Below are 21,485 nucleotides of genomic sequence, written 5' to 3'. Positions count from 1 at the left end.
GCAAACGTAGGGTTACATTCGGCCTTCTGCGGTGGAGGAAACGCCAGGTAATCGGGCTGTGCAAAACCCTTGTGCGCGGGGACCGGCCTGGGGCAGCCTCGCACCGCCAGGCAAGCTAGAACCGAATGAACGGAACGGGAGCAAGTCGCGTGAGCCAGCCGCAACCGGACAACGTGCTGATCGTCCATTGGCATGACCTGGGCCGTTGTCTGGGAGCCTACGGCTACGACGGTGTCGCCAGTCCGCATCTGGACCAGCTGGCCGCCGAGGGCATCCTGTTCACCCGCGCGCATGCCACCGCCCCGCTGTGCTCGCCGTCGCGCGGGTCGCTGTTCACCGGCCGCTACCCGCACAGCAACGGCCTGGTCGGGCTGGCCCACCATGGTTTCGAGTACCGCCCGGGTGTTCGTACCCTTCCGCAGATCCTGCATGAGCACGGCTGGTATTCGGCTCTCTTCGGTATGCAGCACGAGACGTCGTTCCCGGCCCGGCTGGGCTTCGACGAATTCGACGTTTCCAACTCCTACTGCGAGTACGTGGTGCAGCGGGCCCAGGAGTGGCTGGTCGACAGCGCCCCCATCGAGGAGGGCATACCCTTCCTGCTGACCGCGGGCTTCTTCGAGACGCACCGGCCCTATCCACGGGAACGCTACGAGCCGGCCGACACCGCAGACGTCGAGGTGCCCGACTCGCTACCCGACACCCCCGAGGTCCGCGATGATCTGGCCGAGTTCTACGGCTCGATCGCCGTGGCCGACGCCGCCGTCGGCCGCCTGCTCGGCACTCTGGCCGAGACGGGCCTGGACCAGAGCACCTGGGTGGTGTTCATGACCGACCACGGCCCGGCATTCCCGCGCGCCAAATCCACCCTGTACGACGCCGGCACCGGTATCGCACTGATCATCCGCCCCCCGCTGCGACTGGGCCGCTCCGCCCAGGTCTACGACCATCTGTTCAGCGGGGTCGATCTGCTGCCCACCCTGTTGGAACTCGTCGGCGTCACCCCAGGCAATGACATCGACGGCCTCTCCCACGCCGCGAAAATCGTTGCACAACAGGATGATCCGGAAGAAGTCCGCGATCACGTCTACACCGAGAAGACGTTCCACGACTCGTTCGACCCGATTCGCGCCATCCGCACCAAGGAATACAGCTACATCGAGAACTACGCGCAGCGCCCGCTGCTCGACCTGCCACTGGACATCGAGGAAAGCGCATCCGGTCAGGCAGTCGAACCGTTCATCCACGCGCCCCGGCCGGCGCGCGAACTCTACGACCTGATCGCCGACCCGACCGAGACCACCAACCTCCTCGTCGGCGAGGTCACCGACGACGCCGAGAAGATCGCCGACGAACTGGCCGCCCGGCTCAACGACTGGCGGCAGCAGACCGGTGACGTGATCCCCTCGGAGTTCGCCGGAACCCGGATCGCCGCCCGCTACACCGAGACCTACTTCCAGATCCACGGCATCACGCTGACCAGCCGCTCGGCGACTGCCGTCGAACGCGGCATCGACGACGAAGTTGGCTTCGCACAATAATTTTCGTCACAGCGAGTTAAAACGGGCCCCGAAGCGCGCGTGCTCGAGTGCGGTTAGGCTCTGCGCATGCCCGAGCCCGCCTCCGCGTACTTGGTGCTGGCCTCCCAACGAAGCGGCAGCACATTGTTGGTCGAATCACTGCGCGCCACCGGGGTGGCCGGTGAACCCGCCGAGTTCTTCCAGTACCTACCGACGACGAGCATGTCCCCGCAACCGCGGGAATGGTTCGCCGAAGTCGACGACGAATCGATCCTGCGTCTGCTCGACCCCTTGATCGAGGGTAAGCCGGACCTGGCGCCCGCGGAGATCTGGCGTGACTACATCCGCACCGTGGGCCGCACCCCCAACGGCATCTGGGGCGGCAAGCTGATGTGGAACCAGACTCCGCTCCTGCTCAGCCGCGCCAAGGATCTGCCGGACCGGTCCGGGTCAGGTCTGCTCTCGGCGATCCGCGACGTCGTCGGCAGCGACCCGGTGCTGATCCACGTCTACCGCCCGGACGTGATCTCCCAGGCGGTGTCGTTCTGGCGGGCGGTGCAGACCCGGGTCTGGCGGGGCCGCCCGGATCCGGTGCGCGACGCCAGGGCTGAGTACCACGCCGGCGCGATCGCCCATGTGGTGACGATGCTGCGAGCCCAGGAGGAGGGCTGGCGGCAGTGGTTCGTCGAGGAAGACGTCCACCCGATCGACGTGCCGTATCCGGTGTTGTGGCGCAATCTGACTCAGGTCGTCGCACAGATCCTCGAAGCGCTGGGCCAGGATCCGCGGCTGGCTCCGGCGCCGGTGCTGGAGCGTCAGGCCGACCAGCGCTCCGACGAATGGGTGGACCGCTACCGCGCTGATGCCGAGAAGCTCGGACTACCGACCTGAATCGACCTGTGCGACAAAGAAGATACGTCGGAACGGGAAGAACACCAGGCCGTCGCGCCGGACCGGATACTCCGCGTCGATCATCGGGGCCAGTTCTGCCCGGAACTGCGCCCACTGATCATCGGTCAACCGTTCCCGGACCGGCGTCAGCGCAGTCCCGGTGACCCAGTTCAGAATCGCGTCCGCACCACTGAGCTGATGCAGATAGGTCGTCTCCCAGGCGTCGACGCGGCAGCCGGCATCGGTCAGCAGTTCGGCGTAGCCGGTGGGTGATTCGACGACCTGTCCCGTCCGGAACGGGATGTCGTGCAACAACTCCAACCACCCTTCGCTGCTGGCCAACTGCCGGATGGCGGCGTGCGACGGGGCATCGAAGTTGCCGGGGACCTGCACGGCGATCCAGGCTCCGGGCGCAAGGTGGCGAGCCCAACTCGCCAGCAACTCCCGGTGCTCAGGCACCCACTGCAGCGCGGCGTTGCTCAGCACCACATCGGTGTCCGGCCGCGGCACCCACCCCGATACATCGCCGAGGCTGGCGTCGATGCCCCGCTTCTGCGCGGCGGCAACCATCTCCGGCGAACTGTCCAAGCCCTCGACGATCGCGCCCGGCCAACGCCGGATCAACTGCTCGGTGAGATTGCCCGGGCCGCACCCCAGATCGACCACCCGGCGCGGCGCCTCGATGCTCACCCGGGCGAGCAGATCGTAGAAGGGCCGGGAACGCTCGTCGGCGAACGTCAGATAGGTCTGCGGATCCCACATCATTCAAGTTGACCACGCCGCACCCGGGCACGGCACTCACAGCAACTTCCCAGCAGGGTGCGGCACCGTATTGCCGTGACTCTGCGCTGGCCCCGCTTCGCCCTGTTCGGCCTGCTCGCCGCCACGGCCGCGCTCTACCTGTGCAACCTGTCGATCAATGGTTACGGCAACACCTTCTACGCTGCCGCGGCGCAGTCCGGGGCGAAGAATTGGAAGGCGTGGTTCTTCGGGTCGCTGGACCAGAACAACTTCATCACCGTGGACAAGCCGCCGGCCTCGTTGTGGATCACCGGGTTGTCGGTGCGGCTGTTCGGGATGAACAGCTGGGCCGTGCTGGCTCCCCAGGCGGTGATGGGGGTGGCCGCCGTCGGGTTGCTGTACGCGACAGCGCGCCGCACGGTCGACGATCCGGCGCGTGGTGCGATCGCGGGTCTGATCGCGGGGGCCGTACTGGCCCTGACCCCGGCCGCCACGCTGATGTTCCGGTACAACAATCCCGATGCCCTGATGGTGCTGCTGATCACCCTGGCGGCCTACTTCTTCGTCCGAGCCGTACGGACCGGATCGTGGCGCTGGCTGGCCCTGGTCGGTGTGGCCCTGGGTTTCGCGTTCCTGACCAAGATGCTGGCCGGGCTGATGGTGCTGCCCGCCTTCGCGCTGGCCTACCTGTTGTTCGCCCCGGCAACACGCGGCCGGCGGATCCTCGATGTCCTCATTTGCCTTGCCGCTCTTGTGGTTTCCTGTGGGTGGTGGGTGGCAGTAGTCCAGCTGTGGCCGGCCGCGTCACGCCCCTACATCGGCGGCTCCACCGATGACAACGTGCTCAACCTGGCACTGGGCTACAACGGGGTGGACCGCATCGTCGGCGGCGGCGGGGATCGGCCGCATCCCGCCGACGCGCACCCGAGTGGATGGGGCACCCATGCGGGCCCGATCCGGTTGTTCTCCGCGGAGATGGGATACGAGATCTCCTGGCTGCTACCCGCCGTGCTGGTGGCGATCGCCGTCGGGGTCTACCTGGCTGTGCGCGGCCGGCTCACCGCGGTGGAGAACGCCGCCCTGACGATGTGGACCACCTGGTTCGTGGTCAACGCCGCGGTCTTCAGCTGGATGACGGGCATGGTGCACCCCTATTACACCGTGGCCCTGGCACCGGCGGTCGGCGCGTTGATCGGCCTGGCCGCGGTCTGGAGCCGGCCCGCCGGTGTCGTGATGGGAGTGTCGGCGGCGGCGTGGAGCGTGGCTCTGCTCCAGCGCGCGAAGATGGGCCCGGTGTGGAGCCACTGGGCTATCGCACTGGCCGCGATAGCCGGTGTGGGGCTGCTGGCCGTGGCGTTGTGGAAATGGCCCCGGCTAGCGCCGGTGGCCGCCGCGGTGGCGCTCCTGGCCGGTGTCGCCGGACCCACCATCTTCTCGGTGGCGACGGCCGCGACACCGCACAGCGGGTCGATCCCGAACGCCGCACACACCGCCACCGTGTGGCCCACCGTCGGAAACCGCTTCAGCCAGACCATCACGATGGGTGCCAGTTCCGGGCACGTCGATCCGGGGCTTGCCGACCTGCTCCGGGCCTCTCCCGCCCCCTGGTCGGCAGCGACGCCGGGTTCGCAGGATGCAGCGTCGTTGGAGCTGGCCACCGGCACTGCAGTGATGGCCATCGGCGGGTGGAGCAACGACCCGGTGCCTACACTCGACGAGTTCGTCGCTGCGGTGCACGCCGGAAAGATCGGCTACTACGTCGACAGTGGACGACTGCGCCACGACGCCAACGGCATGGACATCGCCCGCTGGGTGGTCAAGAACTACCGCCCCATGCGGATGGGCGGGACGGTGGTGTTCCGGCTGTCCTGACGCCGACGGACGGCTAGCATCCGGACAGGGGGCTGACACCTGTCAAAGATCAGCCGGAGAGGCGCCGCGACGATGACGTCGAATGTCGATTTGCCCATTCCTGTGCCGGTACCGGATGTGCCGGGGGCCGATGCCGGGCGCGCCGGGCTGCCCGCCCGCTCCGACCTCAGCCTGCTGCAGCGCACGGTGGTCGACACCTCGGCCGTCGCTGACCTGGCGCTGCGCACCGCGATCTCGTCCCTGATCGGGGCCACCCTGCTGCCGTCGGTGGCCACCGGCCTGCTGCGCCGCTCGCAGGTCACCCGCGAACGCGACAGCCTGGCGTTCTACGCCGAACTCGCCGCCCATCACGATCCGGCACTGTCGTTCCCCGCGCCGACCACCGCACCGGCGGTCTCCAGCCGCCCGGCCAATCCCGTGGCGGAGTACATCGCACACGGCAACGTCCACAACATCTCGTTCCAGAGCAGCTTCGAACCGGTCAACCCGGCCCTGCGACCCCAGTGGAAGCGGCTGGAGCGCAACAACGTCGTGTGGGCCCAGCACTGGCGCCACGGTGACGGTCCCCGGCCCACGCTGTGCGTGATCCACGGGTTCATGGGCTCGGCCTACCTGTTCAACGGGCTGTTCTTCTCGCTGCCGTGGTTCTATCGAACCGGCTACGACGTGCTGCTCTACACCATGCCGTTTCACGGTCGCCGGGCCGAAAAGGGTTCGCCGTTCAGTGGTTACGGCATCTTCGCCCAGGGAATGGCCGGCTTTGCCGAGACGATGGCGCAGGCGGTCCACGACTTCCGATCGGTGCTGGACTGGTTGCAGGAGACCGGGGTCGACCGCATCGCGTTGACCGGTATGTCGCTGGGCGGCTACACCTCGGCACTGATCGCCTCGGTCGACGACCGGCTCCAGGCGGTGATCCCGAACGTTCCGGTGGTGACCCCGGAGTCGGCGTTCGACCAGTGGTGGCCCACCAGCAAGCTGGTGTCCTTGAGCCGCAATCTTGGTGGCATGAGCCGGGCCGATTCGGTGGCATCCTCGGCCTACCACTGCCCGCTGAACTATCAGCCGCTGGTGCCCAAGGACCGCCGGCTGATCATCACCGGTCTCGGCGACCGGCTGGCACCGCCTGAGCAGGCCGAGGCGCTGTGGGAGCACTGGGATCGCTGCGCGCTGCACTGGTTTCCCGGCAACCACATCCTGCACGTCAGCCAGCCGGAGTACCTGCGCCGCACCAACCGGTTCCTGCGTCCGTTGATGTGGGACGGACCGACGCGCGGTCTTAGTTCTTGACGGCGCGCACCAGCGACACGCTCGAAAGCATGTACTGCGCGTCGGCGTCGCGGTTGGCGACGGTGCGCCCCACCGCTGCCAGGTAGTCGGTCAGCAACGTCTCCTCGGCAGACCACCCGTGCTCGGAAAGCCATTGTGCGGCAGGGGCATGCTGTTCGTTGTAGATCATCTGGTACCACTGCCCGCGACTGTCGTCGATGGTCTTCGCTTCCTGCAGCTTGACCTCGAACTCCGCGGCATCCATCGGCCGGCCCTCCTCGACCGCCACGTGGCTGCCCGCACTGGCCAACGAGTCGATGCCGGTGAACAACTGCTCCTGAGCGCCGGCCGGCAGGTAGATCAGCAGCCCCTCGGCGATCCACGCCGACGGCTGGTCCGGGTCAAAGCCATTGTCACGCAAAGCCTTCGGCCAGTCATCTCGCAGATCCACCGCGATCTCCCGGCGCGCGGCCTTGGCCACCGCACCGTGCCCGGCCAGCGTCTCGTGCTTGAACTCCAGCACCCGCGGCTGGTCGAGCTCGAACACGGTGGTGCCCGGCGCCCAGTCGATCCGGTAGGCCCGCGAATCCAGGCCAGCCGCCAAGAGCACCGCCTGGCGCACGCCCGCAGCGGCGACATCACGGAAGTAGGCGTCGAAGTAGCGCGTACGGGCAGCCTGGAACGCGACGAACGGGATGCCGAATTCCGTGGTCGTCAGCGGATGACCCGACGCGTTGCCGTCCAGCAGATCGGCCCAGGGGCCACCGACGGCACGACAGAACACCTCGGCGTACTCGTCGACGGCCAGCGGATCAGGCTTCTGAGCCTCCAGCGCTCGTGCGGCGGCGACGAACAGAGCCGTCGACCCGACGCTGGTGGTGATATCCCAGGTGTCCTTGTCGCTTCGCACCCTCGCGAGGGTACGCGGGAAGTCTGACAGCCCTCAGACCAACGGGCGCCCGGTGCGGATACGCCAATCCAGGTCGCGCAGCAGCACATTGAACGGGAAGGCCCGGACGAAGCCCGGGGCGAGGTCGTTGGCCACCCGGACGATGCTCATCAGGCGGTCGAACCGGCGCTGCTTGCCCGGATTCCACTCCAAGTGCATCTCGTCGCGGAACTTCTGCGGGAGGAAGCCGGTGGTGATCAGCAGAGCCAGGTCTTCGTTGGCGCGCTGCAGCGGACCGGGCAGCGTCAGGCCCGGTAGCCGCGACACCGCGATCGGATACAGGTAGCCACGGACGGCATCGTCGATGTGCACCTTGTCGAGCGACTCCTGCCAGTACTTGTCGAATGCCACCCGGTCTGCCGGCCACATCTCGGCCGGGACCTGCAGCGTGGTGCCCAGCGCGATGCCGTCGCGATAGTGCCGATCGGCGGTCTCGTCGTCCATCTCACCGACGAAAATCCGGTAGACGTCGACCGCACCCTTGTACAGGCACGCCGCCACCCACAGCTGGAGGTCCTTGTCGAAGGCGTTGTACTGCACCGGGCTTTCTGCCGTCGAGTACACCTGGGCGTGCGATTTGTTGACCGCGCGGCGGTAGGCCTTCTTCTGCTCCTCGGTGCCACGGGTGGCCACCGCCAGATAGGTGAACGTGGTGCGGGCCCGCTTGATCGGATGACGGTCCACCCGCCCGCTTTCCACCCGGCTCTCCATCACGCCATAGCCGACGCCGGGCCTGGCCAGTTGCATGATGACGTTGGCTGGTCCGGCGAGCAGGGCCACTCCCATCATGCCGTCGTCGATCCCGGCCGCCCGCTTACCGCGCCGACGCTGCGCGCTCGGCGCCGGCGGGGCGCTCACCGGGCGTTCGACGTGGCTGAGGGGTTGGCTGATGGTCACTGGTGCCTCACCTGACGGATAATCTGAGAACCGATGTTTCCTGATATTGCCGCTTTCCTGCGGCTGGTGTCAAGATGACCGGATGACGACGCAGGCGCGGCCCTATGCCGGCGTGGACGCCGCCGACCGGCTGGCCCGGCGTCACGCCAACCTGCTGGAGGCCGGGCTGGAACTGCTCGGCGGCGACGTGGACCCGGCGGAGTTGACTGTCCGCGGCATCTGCCGCCAGGCCGGTGTCGCCACCCGCTACTTCTACGAAAGTTTCGCCGACAAGGACGAGTTCGTCGCGGCGGTGTTCGACTGGGCGGTCGCCGGCCTGGCCAGCAGCACGCAGGCGGCAGTGGCCGCGGCCCCACCCGCCGACCAGAACCGAGCCGGCATCGCCAACCTGGTCCAGACCGTCGAACGGGATCCACGCCTAGGCCGGTTGCTGTTCGGCGCGCAGCTGTCGAACTCCACCGTGGTGCGCAAACGCCAGGAACTCGGCCCGCTGTTCGCGATGCTCTCCGGCCAGCACGTGGAGTCGACGCTGAATCGCAAGGCCAACGACCGGATCAAGGCGTTCGCCCACTTCGTCGTGGGCGGGGTGGGCCAGACCATCAGCGGGTGGCTGGCCGGACATGTGGGCCTGTCGGCGACCGAACTCGTCGACCAGATCACCGCGATGGTCGAGAAAATCGGCGACCCGCGACTGTTCCGTGACTAAGGCGTGGCGTGCAGCCGCGGCCTGCGGTCGGCAGCCGTCTTCGGCACCGTGATTGCCTCACCCTCGATGAATTCCTTGGTCCAGCAAGCGAACTCGAGCAGGATACCGTCGGGGTCGGTGAAATAGAACGAACGGACATACACCCCGGGATGCACCGTGGGTGCCGCTTGCGACGGGCTGTTGTCATGGTTGAGCACCGGACCGACCCGCACACCCTTGTCCTTGAGCCGCTGACGGTAGTCGTCGAACTTCTCGGCTGGCACGTGGAAGGCGATGTGGTTCATCGATCCCACCGCCGTGACGATGTCGCCGACGCCGGGCAGCGCCCTGGGCGTGGTCTTGCCCGGCTGACCATCCGGGGCGCCGGTGAACCAGAAGAAGGCCACGCAGTCGCCGTTGCCGGCGTCGAAGAAGAAATGCTGACCCATACCACCGGGCAGATCCAGCGACTTGATCAGCGGCATCCCGAGAACGTTGGTGTAGAAGTCGACGGTGCGCGCCATGTCCGAACACACCAGCGCGACGTGGTTGATCCCGCCGAGTTCGAACTCGCGGTTGGCGAAGCTGGGCCTGATCATGAAGTGCTCCCGATCGCGTGGCACGGTCACCTCGAAAGTAGCACCGTAGGACCTCCGGATTACCCAGCTCAGCATGGTTGTCCAGGCAACATGTCCGAGTCGGCGGCGATCTTCGACGGATGTCAAAGATCCGGCATGCACAGCGACCGCGGCGAATATCGTCTCCTGAGGCGACGCACACCCGAGGAGGCCCGCAGACCATGGCAACCCCCGGAGTGGTTCGCGAGTTCATCGGCGTCGCGTCGCCCACCGCCCGCCGGGCCGGCGCCGGCGGTCACCCCTGCCAGGGCCTTTACCACCGCGGCGTCGGCCGCAAGCCCAAGATCGCGATCATCGCCACCCACTATCAGATCGACTTCTCCGAGCATTACCTTGCCGACTACATCGCCACCCGGGGTATCGGGTTCCTGGGCTGGAACACCCGATTCCGGGGATTCGAGAGCAGCTTTCTGCTCGACCATGCCCTGGTCGACATCGGCGTCGGTGTGCGCTGGCTGCGCGACGTCCAAGGCGTGGAAACCGTTATCCTGCTCGGTAATTCCGGGGGTGGCTCGCTGATGGCCGCCTACCAGTCGCAAGCCGTCGACCCGAATGTGACGCCGCTGGAGGGGATGCGGCCGGCCTCCGGACTCGGTGACCTTCCCCCCGCCGACGGCTACATCGCCAGCGCGGCACACCCCGGTCGCCCAGAGGTGCTCACCGCGTGGATGGACGGCGCGGTCACCGACGAGAACGACCCGCTGGCAAGCGATCCCGACCTCGACCTGTTCGACGAGCACAACGGACCGCCGTTCTCCCCCGAATTCGTCACCCGCTACCGGGACGCCCAGACCGCCCGCAACAACGCCATCACCGACTGGGCCGAGACCGAACTCACACGCGTTCAGGCTGCCGGCTTCTCCGACCGGCCGTTCACCGTGATGCGCACCTGGGCCGACCCTCGAATGGTGGACCCGACGATCGAACCCACCAGACGTCAGCCCAACCTCTGCTACGCCGGGGTGCCGGTGCAGGCCAACCGCTCCGCGCGCGGTATCGCGGCCGCCTGCACGCTGCGCAACTGGCTGGGGATGTGGAGCCTGCGGACGGCCCAGACCCGGGCCGCACCGCACCTGGCCCGGATCACCTGCCCGGCCCTGGTGATCAACGCCGAGCAGGACACCGGGGTCTACCCGTCGGATGCCCAGCGGATCTTCGAGGCGCTCGCCGGCTCCGACAAGACCCTGTGCTCCATCGACACCGACCACTACTTCACCACCCCCGGGGCACGCAGCGAACAGGCCGATACGATTGCGAAATGGATCGCCAAACGGTGGCGCTGAGAGTTCTTGCGCACTTCCTACCCACCGAGACGGTATTGGAAATCATTGCGCCCGAATCTGATTGGCTCGACGTTCACTGGTGCCACGAGGACGATGACGACACGCTGCACCGCGAACTGCCGGAGGCTGAGGCCATCTGGCACGTGCTGCGCCCGCTGTCGGGCGACGATCTGCGCCGGGCGTCACATCTGCGCCTGGTGCACAAGCTCGGTGCCGGGGTCAATACCATCGATGTCGACACCGCAACCGAACTCGGTGTCGCGGTGGCGAACATGCCGGGCGCCAACGCCCCCTCGGTGGCCGAGGGCACGGTCCTGCTGATGCTGGCCGCCCTTCGCCGGCTGCCCGCACTGGATCGCGCGATCCGCGGCGGCCGCGGCTGGCCGACGGACGCCACGTTGAGCGAGACGGTGCGCGATATCGGAAGTTGCACCGTCGGCCTGGTCGGCTACGGCAACATCGCCAAGCGCGTCGAGCAGATCCTGCACGCGATGGGCGCGACGGTGTTGCACACCAACACCTCCGACGACGGCACCGACACCTGGCGCCCGCTGTCCGGCCTTCTGACCGAGAGCGACATCGTCAGCCTGCACCTGCCACTGACGCCGGCCACCGACAAGCTCATCGACCGCGGTGCGCTGGACCGAATGAAAACCGAGGCGGTACTGGTCAACACGTCCCGTGGCGGCGTCATCGACGAGCGCGCGCTGATCGAGGCGCTGCGGGCGGGCCGGCTCGCCGCAGCGGGTCTGGACGTCTTCGCCATCGAGCCGGTGACCGACGACAACCCGCTGTTGCAGTTGGACAACGTGGTGCTGACCCCGCACGTCACCTGGGTCACCCGGGACACCATGCGGCGCTACCTACTGGAGGCGGTGGACAATTGCCGCCGGCTGTACCAGGGGCATGATCTGGTCAACGTTGTCAACGGGAGGCAGGATGGCAAGCGCGTCCACCGCTGAGGTGTCTCTGGAGGCTCGCACGCTGCGCAAGGTGATCGTGCGCGTGGTGCCTTTCCTGATGGCGCTGTACTTCGTCAACTACCTCGACCGCACGAACCTCGGCATCGCCAAGGCCGACATCAGCGAGCACTTGCAGCTGACCTCGACGATGTTCGGGCTGGCCTCCGGCATCTTCTTCATCGGCTACGTGCTGGTCGAGGTTCCGTCCAACCTGGCACTGGAACGGTTCGGTGCCCGGCGCTGGCTGGCGCGCATCGCCGTCTCATGGGGAATCGTCGCCGTCGCAATCGGTTTCGCACCCAATGCAGCGACCTTGCTGGCGCTGCGATTCCTGTTGGGAGTGGCCGAGGCGGGTCTGTTCCCGGGCGTCATCTTCTATCTGACACGCTGGTTCCCGGCGGCCTACCGAGCGCGCATCGTGGCTATGTTCATGATGGCCAGCCCCATCGCGGCAGCGGTCGGCACCCCGTTCTCGGCGTGGCTGATCTCCACCGGTGAGGGCACGTTCGGGTTGGCCGGATGGCAGTTCATGATGATCGCCGTCGGGCTGCCCGCCATCGTGCTGGGCATCATCTGCTGGTTCTATCTCACCGACCGTCCCGCCGATGCGCACTGGCTGGCCGCCGAGGAACGCCAGTGGCTCATCGACGTGCTGGCCGCCGAGGAGCGAGAGGTGGCCGGCACCTTCGAGTTCCCGCTCCGCCGCGTGCTGACCAGCCCGCGGATCTGGGCGCTGTCGGTGGTGTATTTCGGGATCGCCTACGGGCTCTATGCGCTCGCGTTCTTCCTGCCGTCCATCATCTCGGGGTTCAAGAAGACGTTCGGGGTGCACCTGTCGATCGTCCAGGTCGGACTGATCACCGCGGTGCCCTACACACTGGCGGCCATCGCGATGTACCTGTGGTCCCGGCACGCCGACCGCACTCGCGAGCACGTCTGGCACGTCGCAATCCCGATGTTACTGGGCGGCTTGGCAATTCCTGTCGCCCTGTATCTGGACAGCCCGCTGCTGGTGATGATCCCGGTGAGCATCGCCGCGATGGGTGTGTTCAGTGCCATCCCCAGTTTCTGGGCGCTGCCCGCCCAATTCCTGACCGGGGCGGCCGCCGCCGGCGGGATCGGACTGATCAATTCCGTCGGCAACCTTGGCGGGTTCGCCGCCCCGTACGCGACCGGTGCGCTCAACCAGTTCACCGGCAGCGACAAGGCCGGCATGTGGGCGGTCGGCATCTTCATGATGATCTCGGCGGCCGTCGTGGTGGTCCTGCGCGCCACCCCTGAACGCTCCACCCTGCGGTAGCGGCATCCGGCGCCAGCCCGTGAGACTTCCAATCCCGTGGGCTAAGACAACGGGTACCCTCGCTCCCAACCCACCGGTTATTTGACATGCTCAGCCGACACAGGAGTCCGTGAACATGCCCATCGCCATCACCCCCGAACACAACGACCTTGCGGATTCGGTGAAGTCCCTGGTGGCGCGGGTGGCGCCATCGGAGGTTCTGCACGAAGCGCTGGAGAACCCGATCCCCAATCCGCCGCCGTACTGGAAGGCCGCCGCCGAGCAGGGCCTGCAGGGCGTGCACCTCGCCGAATCGGTCGACGGCCAGGGTTTCGGCCTGCTGGAGCTGGCCATCGTCCTGGCCGAGTTCGGCTACGGCGCGGTCCCCGGTCCGTTCGTACCGTCAGCCATCGCCAGCGCGCTGATCTCGGCCAACGACCCCGAGGCCAAGATGCTCGGCCAGCTGGCCTCCGGTGACGTCATCGCCTCCTACGCACTGGAGTCCGACCTGACCGCCGAGCAGCAGGGCGATGGGCTGGTCATCCGCGGTGAAGCACGATCGGTGGCCTCGGCCGCCCAGGCCTCGGTGCTGGTGTTGCCGGTGGCCATCGGCGGCGGCGTGGAGTGGGTGGTGCTCGACGCCGGCCTGCTGGAGATCGAGCCGGTGAAGTCGGTCGACCTGCTGCGGCCGGTCGCCCACGTCCGCGCCAACGGTGTGGAGGTCAGCACCGACCAACTGCTGTCCAACCTGTCCCAGAACGCCGGGCGCGCCATCGTGACGACCCTGCTGTCGGCCGAGGCGATCGGCCTGGCCCGCTGGGCCACCGACACCGCGGCGGCCTACGCGAAGATCCGCGAGCAGTTCGGCCGCCCGATCGGTCAGTTCCAGGCGATCAAGCACAAGTGCGCCGAGATGATCGCCACCACCGAACGTGCCACCGCCGCGGTGTGGGACGCCGCCCGCGCCGTCGACGAAGCCCTCCACAGCGACTGGGACAACGGGGAAACGGCCTACGAGTTCGCCGCCGCAGTCGCCGCCACCCTGGCACCCGAGGCCGCCCAGCACTGCGCGCAGGACTGCATCCAGGTGCACGGTGGGATCGGCTTCACCTGGGAGCACGACACCAACGTGTACTACCGCCGGGCGCTGGGTCTGGTGGCCGCGTTCGGCCGGTCCTCGGAGTACCAGCAGAAGGTGTTCGACACCGCCACCAGCACCGGCATGCGTCCGGTCAACATCGACCTGGACCCCGAGACCTCGAAGCTACGGGAGGAGATCCGCGCCGAAGTCGAAGCGCTCAAGGCCATTCCGCGTGAGCAGCGTAGCGCCGCGATCGCCGAGGGTGGCTGGGTGCAGCCGCACCTGCCCAAGCCGTGGGGCCGCGCCGCCAGCCCGATCGAGCAGATCATCATCGCCCAGGAGTTCACCACCGGCCGGGTGCGCCGCCCGCAGATGGGTATCGCCGCGTGGCTGATCCCGTCGATCGTCGCGTTCGGCACCGACGAGCAGAAGCAACGTTTCCTACCGCCGACGTTCCGCGGCGAAATGATCTGGTGCCAGCTGTTTTCCGAGCCGGGCGCCGGCTCTGATCTGGCCAGCCTGACCACCAAGGCCACCAAGGTCGACGGTGGCTGGCGTATCACCGGGCAGAAGATCTGGACCACCGCCGCACAGTTCTCCCAGTGGGGGGCGCTGCTGGCGCGGACCGACCCCACCGCACCCAAGCACGCCGGTATCACCTACTTCCTGCTCGACATGAAGAGCGCGGGTGTGGAAGTCAAGCCGCTGCGTGAGCTGACCGGCAATGCCATGTTCAACACGGTGTTCATCGACGACGTGTTCGTTCCCGACGAGCTGGTACTCGGCGAGGTGAATCGTGGCTGGGAGGTCAGCCGCAATACCCTGACCGCAGAACGCGTTTCGATCGGCAGCAGTGAGCCCGGCTTCCTGGCCAACCTCGACGGATTCGTCGAGTTCGTCAGCGGCGGGCACTTCGACCAGATCGGTCATCACCGGGCCGGCGAGCTGATCGCCGAAGGCCATGCCGCCAAGCTGCTCAACCTGCGCTCGACACTGCTGACACTGGCCGGTGGCGACGCGATGCCGTCGGCCGCGATCTCCAAGCTGCTGTCGATGCGCACCGGGCAGGGTTATGCCGAGTTCGCGGTGTCGTCGTTCGGGATCGACGGCGCCATCGGCGATCCTGAGTCGGTGCAGGGCAAGTGGGCCGACTATCTGCTCGCCAGCCGTGCCACCACGATCTACGGCGGCACGTCGGAAGTGCAGCTCAACATCATCGCCGAGCGGCTGCTCGGCCTGCCCCGCGACCCGTAGCCCGCGCCGAGATCGACGAAATGTAGTGTTCCACTCGCACTTTCGCGCCCGTTCGCCGGTTTGGGCGCAAGGGTGCGGGGCGCTACTGGATTTCGATCTGGCGCAGTTCGCGTTTGAGGATCTTGCCGGTGGGGTTGCGCGGCAGCTCGGACAGGAACACCACTTCGCGTGGAACCTTGTAGCGAGCAAGATGTTCGCGCACATAGTTCTTGATCGCGTCCTCGGTGGTCTCGGCCTCCTCCTTGAGCACCACGAACGCCCGCAGGCGTGCTCCCCACTCGGGATCGTCCACACCCATCGCCGTCGCCTCGACCACGTCGGGGTGGCCGTTGATGAGGTCCTCGACCTCGGCCGGGAAGACGTTCTCGCCGCCGGAGACGATCATCTCGTCGTCGCGGCCGCTCACGTAGAGCAGCCCGTTGTGGTCGAAGTAGCCGACATCGCCGGAGGACAGCAGACCGTCGATGATCTGCTTGTTGCCGCCGCCGGTGTAGCCCTCGAACGGGAAGCTGTTGCCGACGAAGATGCGCCCCACCTCGCCCTGGGGCAACTCGGCGCCGTTGTCGTCGAGGATCCTGATCCGGGTGCCCCGCACCACCCGGCCCACGGTGGCCGGATTCTTCTGCAGATCGGCCGGACTGGCAATGGTGGCCAGTGCGACTTCCGTTGAGCCGTAAAGGTTGTAGATGACCGGGCCAAGACTCTTCATCGCCCGGGTGGCGAGCTCGGCACCCAACTGGGAACCGGAGACGAACACGATCCGCAACGACGACAGATCCGGCTTGTCCGCCATCTTCTCCAGCGCGTCGAGCATCCGCGACAGCATCACCGGAACCACCACGATGGCGGTCACCTTGTGCTTGGGAACGTCCTCGAGCACCGTGGCCGGCTTGAACCGCCGGTGCAGCACCAGGGTGGTCCCCATGGTCAGCGCGATGGTGGCGTGCAGGTAGCCCAGCGCGTGGAACATCGGCGAGGGCAGCGACGTCACCTCGCCGGCCTTGAACGGAACGCTGGACAGCACACCGCCGATCGGCGCCAGACTCGGTGGCGCGTTACGCGTGGCGCCCTTCGGTGTGCCGGTGGTGCCACTGGTGAGGATGATGACCGAGGACCGCTTGGTGACCTTCGGCGGCGGTGTACTGCTGCTGCGCGCGATCAACTCGGCCAACGTCTCGTCGGTACTGCCCGACGGCTCGTCGGCGTCCGGATTGGTGCCCAGCGCCCGCAGCTTGCCCAGCGGCGGCTGCGCGAGCGCGACAGCCTCGGTGTACTCGTCGTCGTAGATGATCAGCTGGGCGCCCTCGCGCTCGGAGACGTCGCGGATCTGCGGACCAGAGAATTCGGTGTTGAGCATGACCGTGCGGGCACCGACCCGCGCGCAGCCGTAATTGGCGATGACGAACCACCGGTGATTGCGGGCCAGGATCGCCACACCGTCACCGCCCTTGACGCCCATCGCCAACAGCCCGTTGGCCACCGCGTTGACAGCGTCATCGAGTTCTTTGCACGTCAGCGATCCTTCGTCGTCGACGATCGCCAGCCGGTTCGGGGTGCGCCTGGCGTTGAGCGCGGGCACCATCCCGATCTCACCCCAGCGGCGGATGTCGGCCACCATGGCGGCCAGGTTCTGCGGCGGTTCCAGCCCGAACGCCCCGGACTGAATGAACTTCTGCAGGTAGTGCAACTCCGCGGCGCCACGCTCGGCCAGGGTCTGGACCTTGGACAGTGCCTTCGAGGGCAAGTCGGTGAGACTGGACATGCCGCCCACCCTAGGTGACTCGCCGCGCGGGCTGAGCGGAATGCGCCCGTCATTACCATGGCCTTATGGAGGGCTTCGTCGACATCGGGGGCCGCCAGGTCAGCATCAGCCATCCGGACAAAGTCGTGTTCCCGGCTTGCGGTGACCGCGGCCCGGTGACCAAGCTCGATCTCGTCGACTACTACCTGGCCGTGGCTGACGGCGCGCTGCGCGGTGTCGCCGACCGGCCGATGATTCTCAAACGCTTCGTCAAGGGCATCACCGAGGAGGCGATCTTTCAGAAGCGTGCCCCCGAGAAGCGTCCGGACTGGGTCGAGGTAGCCGAACTGCGCTACGCGCGGGGCACCTCGGCCAAGGAAGCGGTACTGCATGACGCAGCCGGGCTGGTGTGGGCGGTGAACCTGGGCTGCGTCGACTTCAACCCGCACCCCGTGCGCTCCGGCGATCTGGACCATCCCGACGAACTGCGCATTGACCTGGACCCGATGCCAGGGGTGAGCTGGCCGCAGATCCTCGACGTCGCACAGGTGGCCCGCGAGGTGCTCGAAGACCACGGCCTGACGGCATGGCCCAAGACGTCCGGATCGCGCGGCTTTCACATCTATGCCCGGATCGCTCCGCAGTGGCCGTTCAAGCAGGTTCGCCTGGCAGCCGAGACGGTGGCCCGCGAAGTGGAGCGCCGCGCGCCGGAACTGGCGACCAGCCATTGGTGGAAGGAAGACCGCGGGCAGACGGTGTTCGTCGACTTCAACCAGAATGCCAAGGACCGCACGGTCGCTTCGGCCTACTCAGTACGCGCGACGCCGGACGCCCGGGTATCGACGCCGTTGAGCTGGGACGAGGTGCCCGGCTGCCGCCCCGAGGCGTTCACCATCGACACCGTCGGGGCCCGATTCGCTGCCGACGGTGATCCATGGGCGGCGATGGACGACGCCGTCGGCTCACTGGACGGGCTGCTGCGGCTGGCCGGGGAGCTGGGGCCGGCGGAGAAGCCGCCCAAGGGCAGCAAGCCGCTGATCGAGGTGGCCCGCACCAAGACCCGCGACGAGGCGATGGCCGCCCTGGACACGTGGAAGTCGCGTCATCCAGCAGCCTCGGCGCTGCTGGCGCCCACCGACATCCTGGTCGACGGGATGCGCGGGCCCAGTTCGATCTGGTATCGCATCCGCATCAACCTCGAACACGTACCAGAACCGCAGCGCCCACCTCAGGAGGAGCTGGTCGCCGATTACAGCCCCTGGCAAGGTTATTCAGGACGTCAGGCACCCTGACGGCTAGGGTGATACCCGTGGCCGAATCCACCCGTCGCAGAACCATTCCGGCCGAGGCACAGCGCATCTGGGCTGTGCTCGCCGACTTCGGAGCCATCAGCTCCTGGGCTGACATCGTCGACCACTCCTGTCTGCTGAGCCCCGCCGCTGACGGTGTCGGCATCGGGGCGGCCCGCAGGGTTCAGCTCGGCCGCAACGCCGTCGTGGAGCGCATCACCGATTTCGATCCGCCGCACACCCTGGCCTACGACATCGAAGGGCTGCCCCGGCAGGTACGCCGGCTCAACAACCGGTGGACGCTACAGCCGATCACCGGCGGCACCGTCGTATCGCTGACCACGACCGTCGACATCGGCCCGCACCGACTGCAGCACCTCGCCGAGAAGGCGCTCACCCGTTTCTCGGCCAGCCGACTGGACGCGCTGCTCGACGCACTGTCTCGCAGAATGGAGGGCTCCCATGTCTGATCGTCCGGACGTCATCATCGTGATGACCGATGAGGAACGCGCCGCCCCGCCTTACGAATCCGACGCCGTCCTCGCGTGGCGCCGGCGCGTGCTGACCGGACGAAAGTGGTTCGAGGACAATGGTGTCAGCTTCACGCGTCACTACACCGGTTCCCTGGCGTGCGTGCCCAGCCGGCCCACCATCTTCACCGGGCAGTATCCGGACCTGCACGGGGTCACCCAGACCGACGGGATCGGCAAGACCGCTGAAGACAGCCGCATGCGCTGGCTGCGGCCCGGCGAGGTACCCACCCTGGGCAACTGGTTCCGTGCCGCAGGGTATGACACCCACTACGACGGCAAGTGGCACATCTCGCACGCCGACCTGACCGACGACAAGGGTGCGCCACTGGCGACCAATGACGACGAGGGCACCGTCGACCATGCCGCAGTCCAGCGCTACTTGGAGGCCAATCCCCTTGACCGATATGGCTTTTCCGGCTGGGTGGGACCGGAGCCGCACGGCGCTGGGCTGGCCAACAGCGGTACCCGTCGCGACCCGCTGATCGCCGAGCGGGTGGTGGCATGGCTGCAGGATCGCTACGCCCGCCGGCGGGCCGGTGACCCGGACGCGCTGCGCCCCTTCCTACTGGTGGCCAGTTTCGTCAACCCGCACGACATCGTGCTGTTCCCCACCTGGGTCCGCAAGACTCCCCTGCAGGAGCCGTCCCCGCTGGACCCGCCTCCGGTCCCGGCCGCGCCCACCAACGCCGAGGACCTCAGGAGCAAGCCGGCGGCGCAGATCGCGTTCCGGGAGGCCTACTACTCCGGTTACGGCCCTGCCGCAGCGATCCAGCGGATCTACGACGGCAATGCGCAACGCTACCGCGACCTCTACTACCGGCTGCATGCGGAGGTGGACGCGCCGATCGACCGGGTTCGCCGTGCGGTCGCCGAAAGTGGTTCGGAAAACGCCGTTCTGGTTCGGACATCTGATCACGGTGATCTGCTGGGCGCGCACGGCGGCCTGCACCAGAAGTGGTTCAACCTCTACGACGAGGCCACCCGGGTTCCGTTCATCATCGCGCGCATCGGCGAACAGGCCACCGCCTCGCGGGTGGTGTCGGCGCCCACCTCGCACGTGGACCTGGTGCCGACGCTGCTGGGTGCGGCGGGTATCGACGTGCCGGCCACCGCAGCGGTACTGGCGGAGACATTCAGCGAGGTGCACCCACTGCCGGGCCGCAACCTCATGCCGATCGTCGACGGAGCCGCCGACGACACCGGCCGCGCCGTCTACATCCTGACCCGCGACAATATGCTCGAAGGCGACAGCGGCGCATCCGGGTTGGGACGCCGGTTGAAGCAGACCACGAATCCCCCTGCGCTGCTGCGCATTCGAATCCCCGCACATGTCGCGGCGAACTTCGAAGGTCTGGTAACCCACGTCGAGGAGTCGGCAGCCGCCGGCGGCGCGGGCCACCTGTGGAAGCTCGTGCGGACCTTCGACGATCCGAGCACCTGGACCGAGCCGGGGGTGCGCCATCTGGCCGCCACCGGCGCCGGTGGCGACACCTACCGGACCAACCCGCTCGATGACCAGTGGGAGCTCTACGACCTGACGGCCGATCCGATCGAGGCGTTCAACCGGTGGACCGATCCCACCCTCGACGAGCTGCGGCAGCACCTGCGGGCCGAGCTCAAGCAGGTGCGAGCCGACGCGGTGCCCGAGCGCAACAGCCCGTGGCCGTACGCCTCGCGGCGCCCATCGGTCCCCGGGCGCAAGCGGTTACTCGGTCGGTGATCGATGTCTGATTTCCATTGGCCTGCAGGGGTACACGCAGCGGCAGCGTTCACCTTCGACGTCGATGCCGAGTCGGCAATCCTGTCGTTCGCGCCGCAGGCAGCCGAGCGGCTGAGCGTGATGTCACACCAGAGCTACGGCCCGTTGCACGGCGTGCCCCGAATACTGCGGATCCTGGATCGCCACGACATCCGTTCGACGTTCTTCGTGCCGGGCTATACCGCCGACAAGTATCCCAACGTTGTCCGAGCCATCGCCGACGCCGGCCACGAGATCGCGCACCACGGTTACCTGCACGAGACGGTGACCGGCATGACCGAGGCCGAGGAACGGCGGGCGATCGAGCGCGGTCTCGAAGCACTCGAACGCATCACCGGGGTCCGACCGGTTGGCTATCGGGCACCGATGTGGGAGATGAACTACCGCACGCCAGAACTATTGGGCGAGTATGGTTTTGGCTACGACAGCAGCCTGTTCGACAGTGACCTGCCCTATCCGATTGCAATCGGCGATCGCGATCCGCTGATCGAGATCCCGATCCAGTGGTCACTTGACGACTGGGAGCAATACGCCTACCTGCCCGACCTCACCGGCACCGGCCTCATCGAGACGCCGACGAAAGCGGCCGAACTCTGGCGACTCGAGCTCGACGCGGTCTACGCCGAGCGGCTGACATTCGTGTTGACCAATCACCCTTTCCTGAGCGGACGGCCATCACGTGCGGCCGCACTCGAGGGATTGATCGAATACGCGACCGCGCTCGATGGTCTGTGGATCACCACACTGGGTGAGCTGGCGGACTACACCGCTTCGCTGGGCTTGGCGCCGATACGGCACCAGCCGCCCGTCCTGCCCGACTGACACTCGAGTCGCACACCTGC

18 protein-coding genes are annotated in these 21,485 nt (G+C 67.2%); 13 read left to right on the top strand and 5 right to left on the bottom strand.

What is annotated here, in order from left to right; genetic code table 11:
* Positions 1-125 precede the first annotated feature (125 nt).
* Both G6N35_RS22040 and stf0 read left to right on the top strand, forming a co-directional pair.
* The gene (locus G6N35_RS22040; protein ID WP_163806163.1) at positions 126-1,541 is read left to right on the top strand and encodes a sulfatase family protein; all 1,416 of its coding nucleotides are present in this window, start codon (positions 126-128) and stop codon (positions 1,539-1,541) included.
* 66 nt (positions 1,542-1,607) lie between these two features.
* Complete coding sequence (stf0, locus tag G6N35_RS22035; RefSeq protein ID WP_163806162.1) at positions 1,608-2,411, top strand: trehalose 2-sulfotransferase; 804 nt, start codon at positions 1,608-1,610, stop codon at positions 2,409-2,411.
* On the opposite strand, the gene G6N35_RS22030 is transcribed toward stf0, so the two are convergent.
* Positions 2,400-3,173: a trans-aconitate 2-methyltransferase gene (locus G6N35_RS22030; protein WP_163806161.1), complete on the bottom strand. Its 774-nt coding sequence runs from the start codon at positions 3,171-3,173 to the stop codon at positions 2,400-2,402. The genes stf0 and G6N35_RS22030 overlap by 12 nt on opposite strands.
* Before the next feature lie 75 nt (positions 3,174-3,248).
* Here G6N35_RS22030 and G6N35_RS22025 point away from each other — a divergent pair, with 75 nt between their 5' ends.
* On the top strand, positions 3,249-5,024 hold the full coding sequence (locus G6N35_RS22025) for a glycosyltransferase family 39 protein (RefSeq protein ID WP_246224463.1): 1,776 nt from the start codon (positions 3,249-3,251) through the stop codon (positions 5,022-5,024).
* Between the two features lie 72 nt (positions 5,025-5,096).
* Positions 5,097-6,314, top strand: a complete 1,218-nt coding sequence (locus G6N35_RS22020) for an alpha/beta hydrolase family protein (RefSeq protein WP_163806160.1) — start codon at positions 5,097-5,099, stop codon at positions 6,312-6,314.
* Here G6N35_RS22020 and G6N35_RS22015 read toward each other — a convergent pair.
* Complete coding sequence (locus tag G6N35_RS22015) at positions 6,304-7,203, bottom strand: class I SAM-dependent methyltransferase (RefSeq protein WP_163806159.1); 900 nt, start codon at positions 7,201-7,203, stop codon at positions 6,304-6,306. The two genes, G6N35_RS22020 and G6N35_RS22015, sit on opposite strands and share 11 nt — an antisense overlap.
* 33 nt (positions 7,204-7,236) lie before the next feature.
* Complete coding sequence (locus G6N35_RS22010) at positions 7,237-8,139, bottom strand: oxygenase MpaB family protein (protein WP_163806158.1); 903 nt, start codon at positions 8,137-8,139, stop codon at positions 7,237-7,239.
* A gap of 82 nt (positions 8,140-8,221) precedes the next feature.
* Here G6N35_RS22010 and G6N35_RS22005 point away from each other — a divergent pair, with 82 nt between their 5' ends.
* Positions 8,222-8,845: a TetR/AcrR family transcriptional regulator gene (locus G6N35_RS22005; RefSeq protein WP_163806157.1), complete on the top strand. Its 624-nt coding sequence runs from the start codon at positions 8,222-8,224 to the stop codon at positions 8,843-8,845.
* On the opposite strand, the gene G6N35_RS22000 is transcribed toward G6N35_RS22005, so the two are convergent.
* Positions 8,842-9,423, bottom strand: a complete 582-nt coding sequence (locus G6N35_RS22000) for a VOC family protein (RefSeq protein WP_163806156.1) — start codon at positions 9,421-9,423, stop codon at positions 8,842-8,844. The genes G6N35_RS22005 and G6N35_RS22000 overlap by 4 nt on opposite strands.
* 200 nt (positions 9,424-9,623) lie before the next feature.
* On the opposite strand from G6N35_RS22000, the gene G6N35_RS21995 reads away from it, so the two are divergent.
* The 4 genes from G6N35_RS21995 (at position 9,624) to G6N35_RS21980 (ending at position 15,321) form a co-directional block, all read left to right on the top strand.
* Positions 9,624-10,745, top strand: a complete 1,122-nt coding sequence (locus G6N35_RS21995) for an alpha/beta hydrolase (RefSeq protein WP_163806155.1) — start codon at positions 9,624-9,626, stop codon at positions 10,743-10,745.
* Entirely contained in the window at positions 10,721-11,707 is a 987-nt protein-coding gene (locus G6N35_RS21990; RefSeq protein WP_179967407.1) for an NAD(P)-dependent oxidoreductase, read from the top strand. Before G6N35_RS21995 ends, G6N35_RS21990 begins: the two co-directional genes overlap by 25 nt.
* On the top strand, positions 11,685-13,007 hold the full coding sequence (locus G6N35_RS21985; RefSeq protein ID WP_163806154.1) for an MFS transporter: 1,323 nt from the start codon (positions 11,685-11,687) through the stop codon (positions 13,005-13,007). Before G6N35_RS21990 ends, G6N35_RS21985 begins: the two co-directional genes overlap by 23 nt.
* A gap of 115 nt (positions 13,008-13,122) precedes the next feature.
* Complete coding sequence (locus tag G6N35_RS21980) at positions 13,123-15,321, top strand: acyl-CoA dehydrogenase family protein (RefSeq protein ID WP_163806153.1); 2,199 nt, start codon at positions 13,123-13,125, stop codon at positions 15,319-15,321.
* An 82-nt stretch (positions 15,322-15,403) separates the two neighbouring features.
* Here the strand turns inward: G6N35_RS21980 and fadD2 are convergent, their stop codons facing one another.
* On the bottom strand, positions 15,404-17,083 hold the full coding sequence (gene fadD2, locus G6N35_RS21975) for a long-chain-fatty-acid--CoA ligase FadD2 (RefSeq protein ID WP_163806152.1): 1,680 nt from the start codon (positions 17,081-17,083) through the stop codon (positions 15,404-15,406).
* Between the two features lie 65 nt (positions 17,084-17,148).
* On the opposite strand from fadD2, the gene ligD reads away from it, so the two are divergent.
* The 4 genes from ligD to G6N35_RS21955 are packed head-to-tail and all read left to right on the top strand — an operon-like array spanning position 17,149 to position 21,465.
* Positions 17,149-18,354: a non-homologous end-joining DNA ligase gene (gene ligD, locus G6N35_RS21970; protein WP_163806151.1), complete on the top strand. Its 1,206-nt coding sequence runs from the start codon at positions 17,149-17,151 to the stop codon at positions 18,352-18,354.
* A gap of 17 nt (positions 18,355-18,371) precedes the next feature.
* On the top strand, positions 18,372-18,821 hold the full coding sequence (locus G6N35_RS21965) for an SRPBCC family protein (protein ID WP_163806150.1): 450 nt from the start codon (positions 18,372-18,374) through the stop codon (positions 18,819-18,821).
* Positions 18,814-20,604 carry a sulfatase-like hydrolase/transferase gene (locus tag G6N35_RS21960; protein ID WP_163806149.1) on the top strand — a complete coding sequence of 597 codons (1,791 nt, stop codon included), beginning with the start codon at positions 18,814-18,816 and terminating at the stop codon, positions 20,602-20,604. Before G6N35_RS21965 ends, G6N35_RS21960 begins: the two co-directional genes overlap by 8 nt.
* A gap of 3 nt (positions 20,605-20,607) precedes the next feature.
* Positions 20,608-21,465 carry a polysaccharide deacetylase family protein gene (locus G6N35_RS21955; protein ID WP_163806148.1) on the top strand — a complete coding sequence of 286 codons (858 nt, stop codon included), beginning with the start codon at positions 20,608-20,610 and terminating at the stop codon, positions 21,463-21,465.
* The last annotated feature ends 20 nt before the right edge of the window (positions 21,466-21,485 follow it).

The organism is Mycolicibacterium anyangense, assembly GCF_010731855.1.
Lineage (GTDB): Bacteria > Actinomycetota > Actinomycetes > Mycobacteriales > Mycobacteriaceae > Mycobacterium > Mycobacterium anyangense.
The sequence above is the reverse complement of the archived record's forward strand: the minus strand, read 5'-3'. Positions and strand labels throughout refer to the sequence as shown.

Excerpts from the sequence above, each read along its gene's own strand:
- G6N35_RS22005 (WP_163806157.1), top strand. The coding sequence starts at position 8,222 with ATGACGACGCAGGCGCGGCCCTATGCCGGCGTGGACGCCGCCGACCGG.
- G6N35_RS21955 (WP_163806148.1), top strand. The coding sequence starts at position 20,608 with ATGTCTGATTTCCATTGGCCTGCAGGGGTACACGCAGCGGCAGCGTTC.
- fadD2 (WP_163806152.1), bottom strand. The coding sequence starts at position 17,083 with ATGTCCAGTCTCACCGACTTGCCCTCGAAGGCACTGTCCAAGGTCCAG.
- G6N35_RS22000 (WP_163806156.1), bottom strand. The coding sequence starts at position 9,423 with ATGATCAGGCCCAGCTTCGCCAACCGCGAGTTCGAACTCGGCGGGATC.
- G6N35_RS21980 (WP_163806153.1), top strand. The coding sequence starts at position 13,123 with ATGCCCATCGCCATCACCCCCGAACACAACGACCTTGCGGATTCGGTG.
- stf0 (WP_163806162.1), top strand. The coding sequence starts at position 1,608 with ATGCCCGAGCCCGCCTCCGCGTACTTGGTGCTGGCCTCCCAACGAAGC.
- G6N35_RS21990 (WP_179967407.1), top strand. The coding sequence starts at position 10,721 with ATGGATCGCCAAACGGTGGCGCTGAGAGTTCTTGCGCACTTCCTACCC.
- G6N35_RS21960 (WP_163806149.1), top strand. The coding sequence starts at position 18,814 with ATGTCTGATCGTCCGGACGTCATCATCGTGATGACCGATGAGGAACGC.
- G6N35_RS21985 (WP_163806154.1), top strand. The coding sequence starts at position 11,685 with ATGGCAAGCGCGTCCACCGCTGAGGTGTCTCTGGAGGCTCGCACGCTG.
- G6N35_RS22030 (WP_163806161.1), bottom strand. The coding sequence starts at position 3,173 with ATGTGGGATCCGCAGACCTATCTGACGTTCGCCGACGAGCGTTCCCGG.
- G6N35_RS21995 (WP_163806155.1), top strand. The coding sequence starts at position 9,624 with ATGGCAACCCCCGGAGTGGTTCGCGAGTTCATCGGCGTCGCGTCGCCC.
- G6N35_RS22040 (WP_163806163.1), top strand. The coding sequence starts at position 126 with ATGAACGGAACGGGAGCAAGTCGCGTGAGCCAGCCGCAACCGGACAAC.
- ligD (WP_163806151.1), top strand. The coding sequence starts at position 17,149 with ATGGAGGGCTTCGTCGACATCGGGGGCCGCCAGGTCAGCATCAGCCAT.
- G6N35_RS22020 (WP_163806160.1), top strand. The coding sequence starts at position 5,097 with ATGACGTCGAATGTCGATTTGCCCATTCCTGTGCCGGTACCGGATGTG.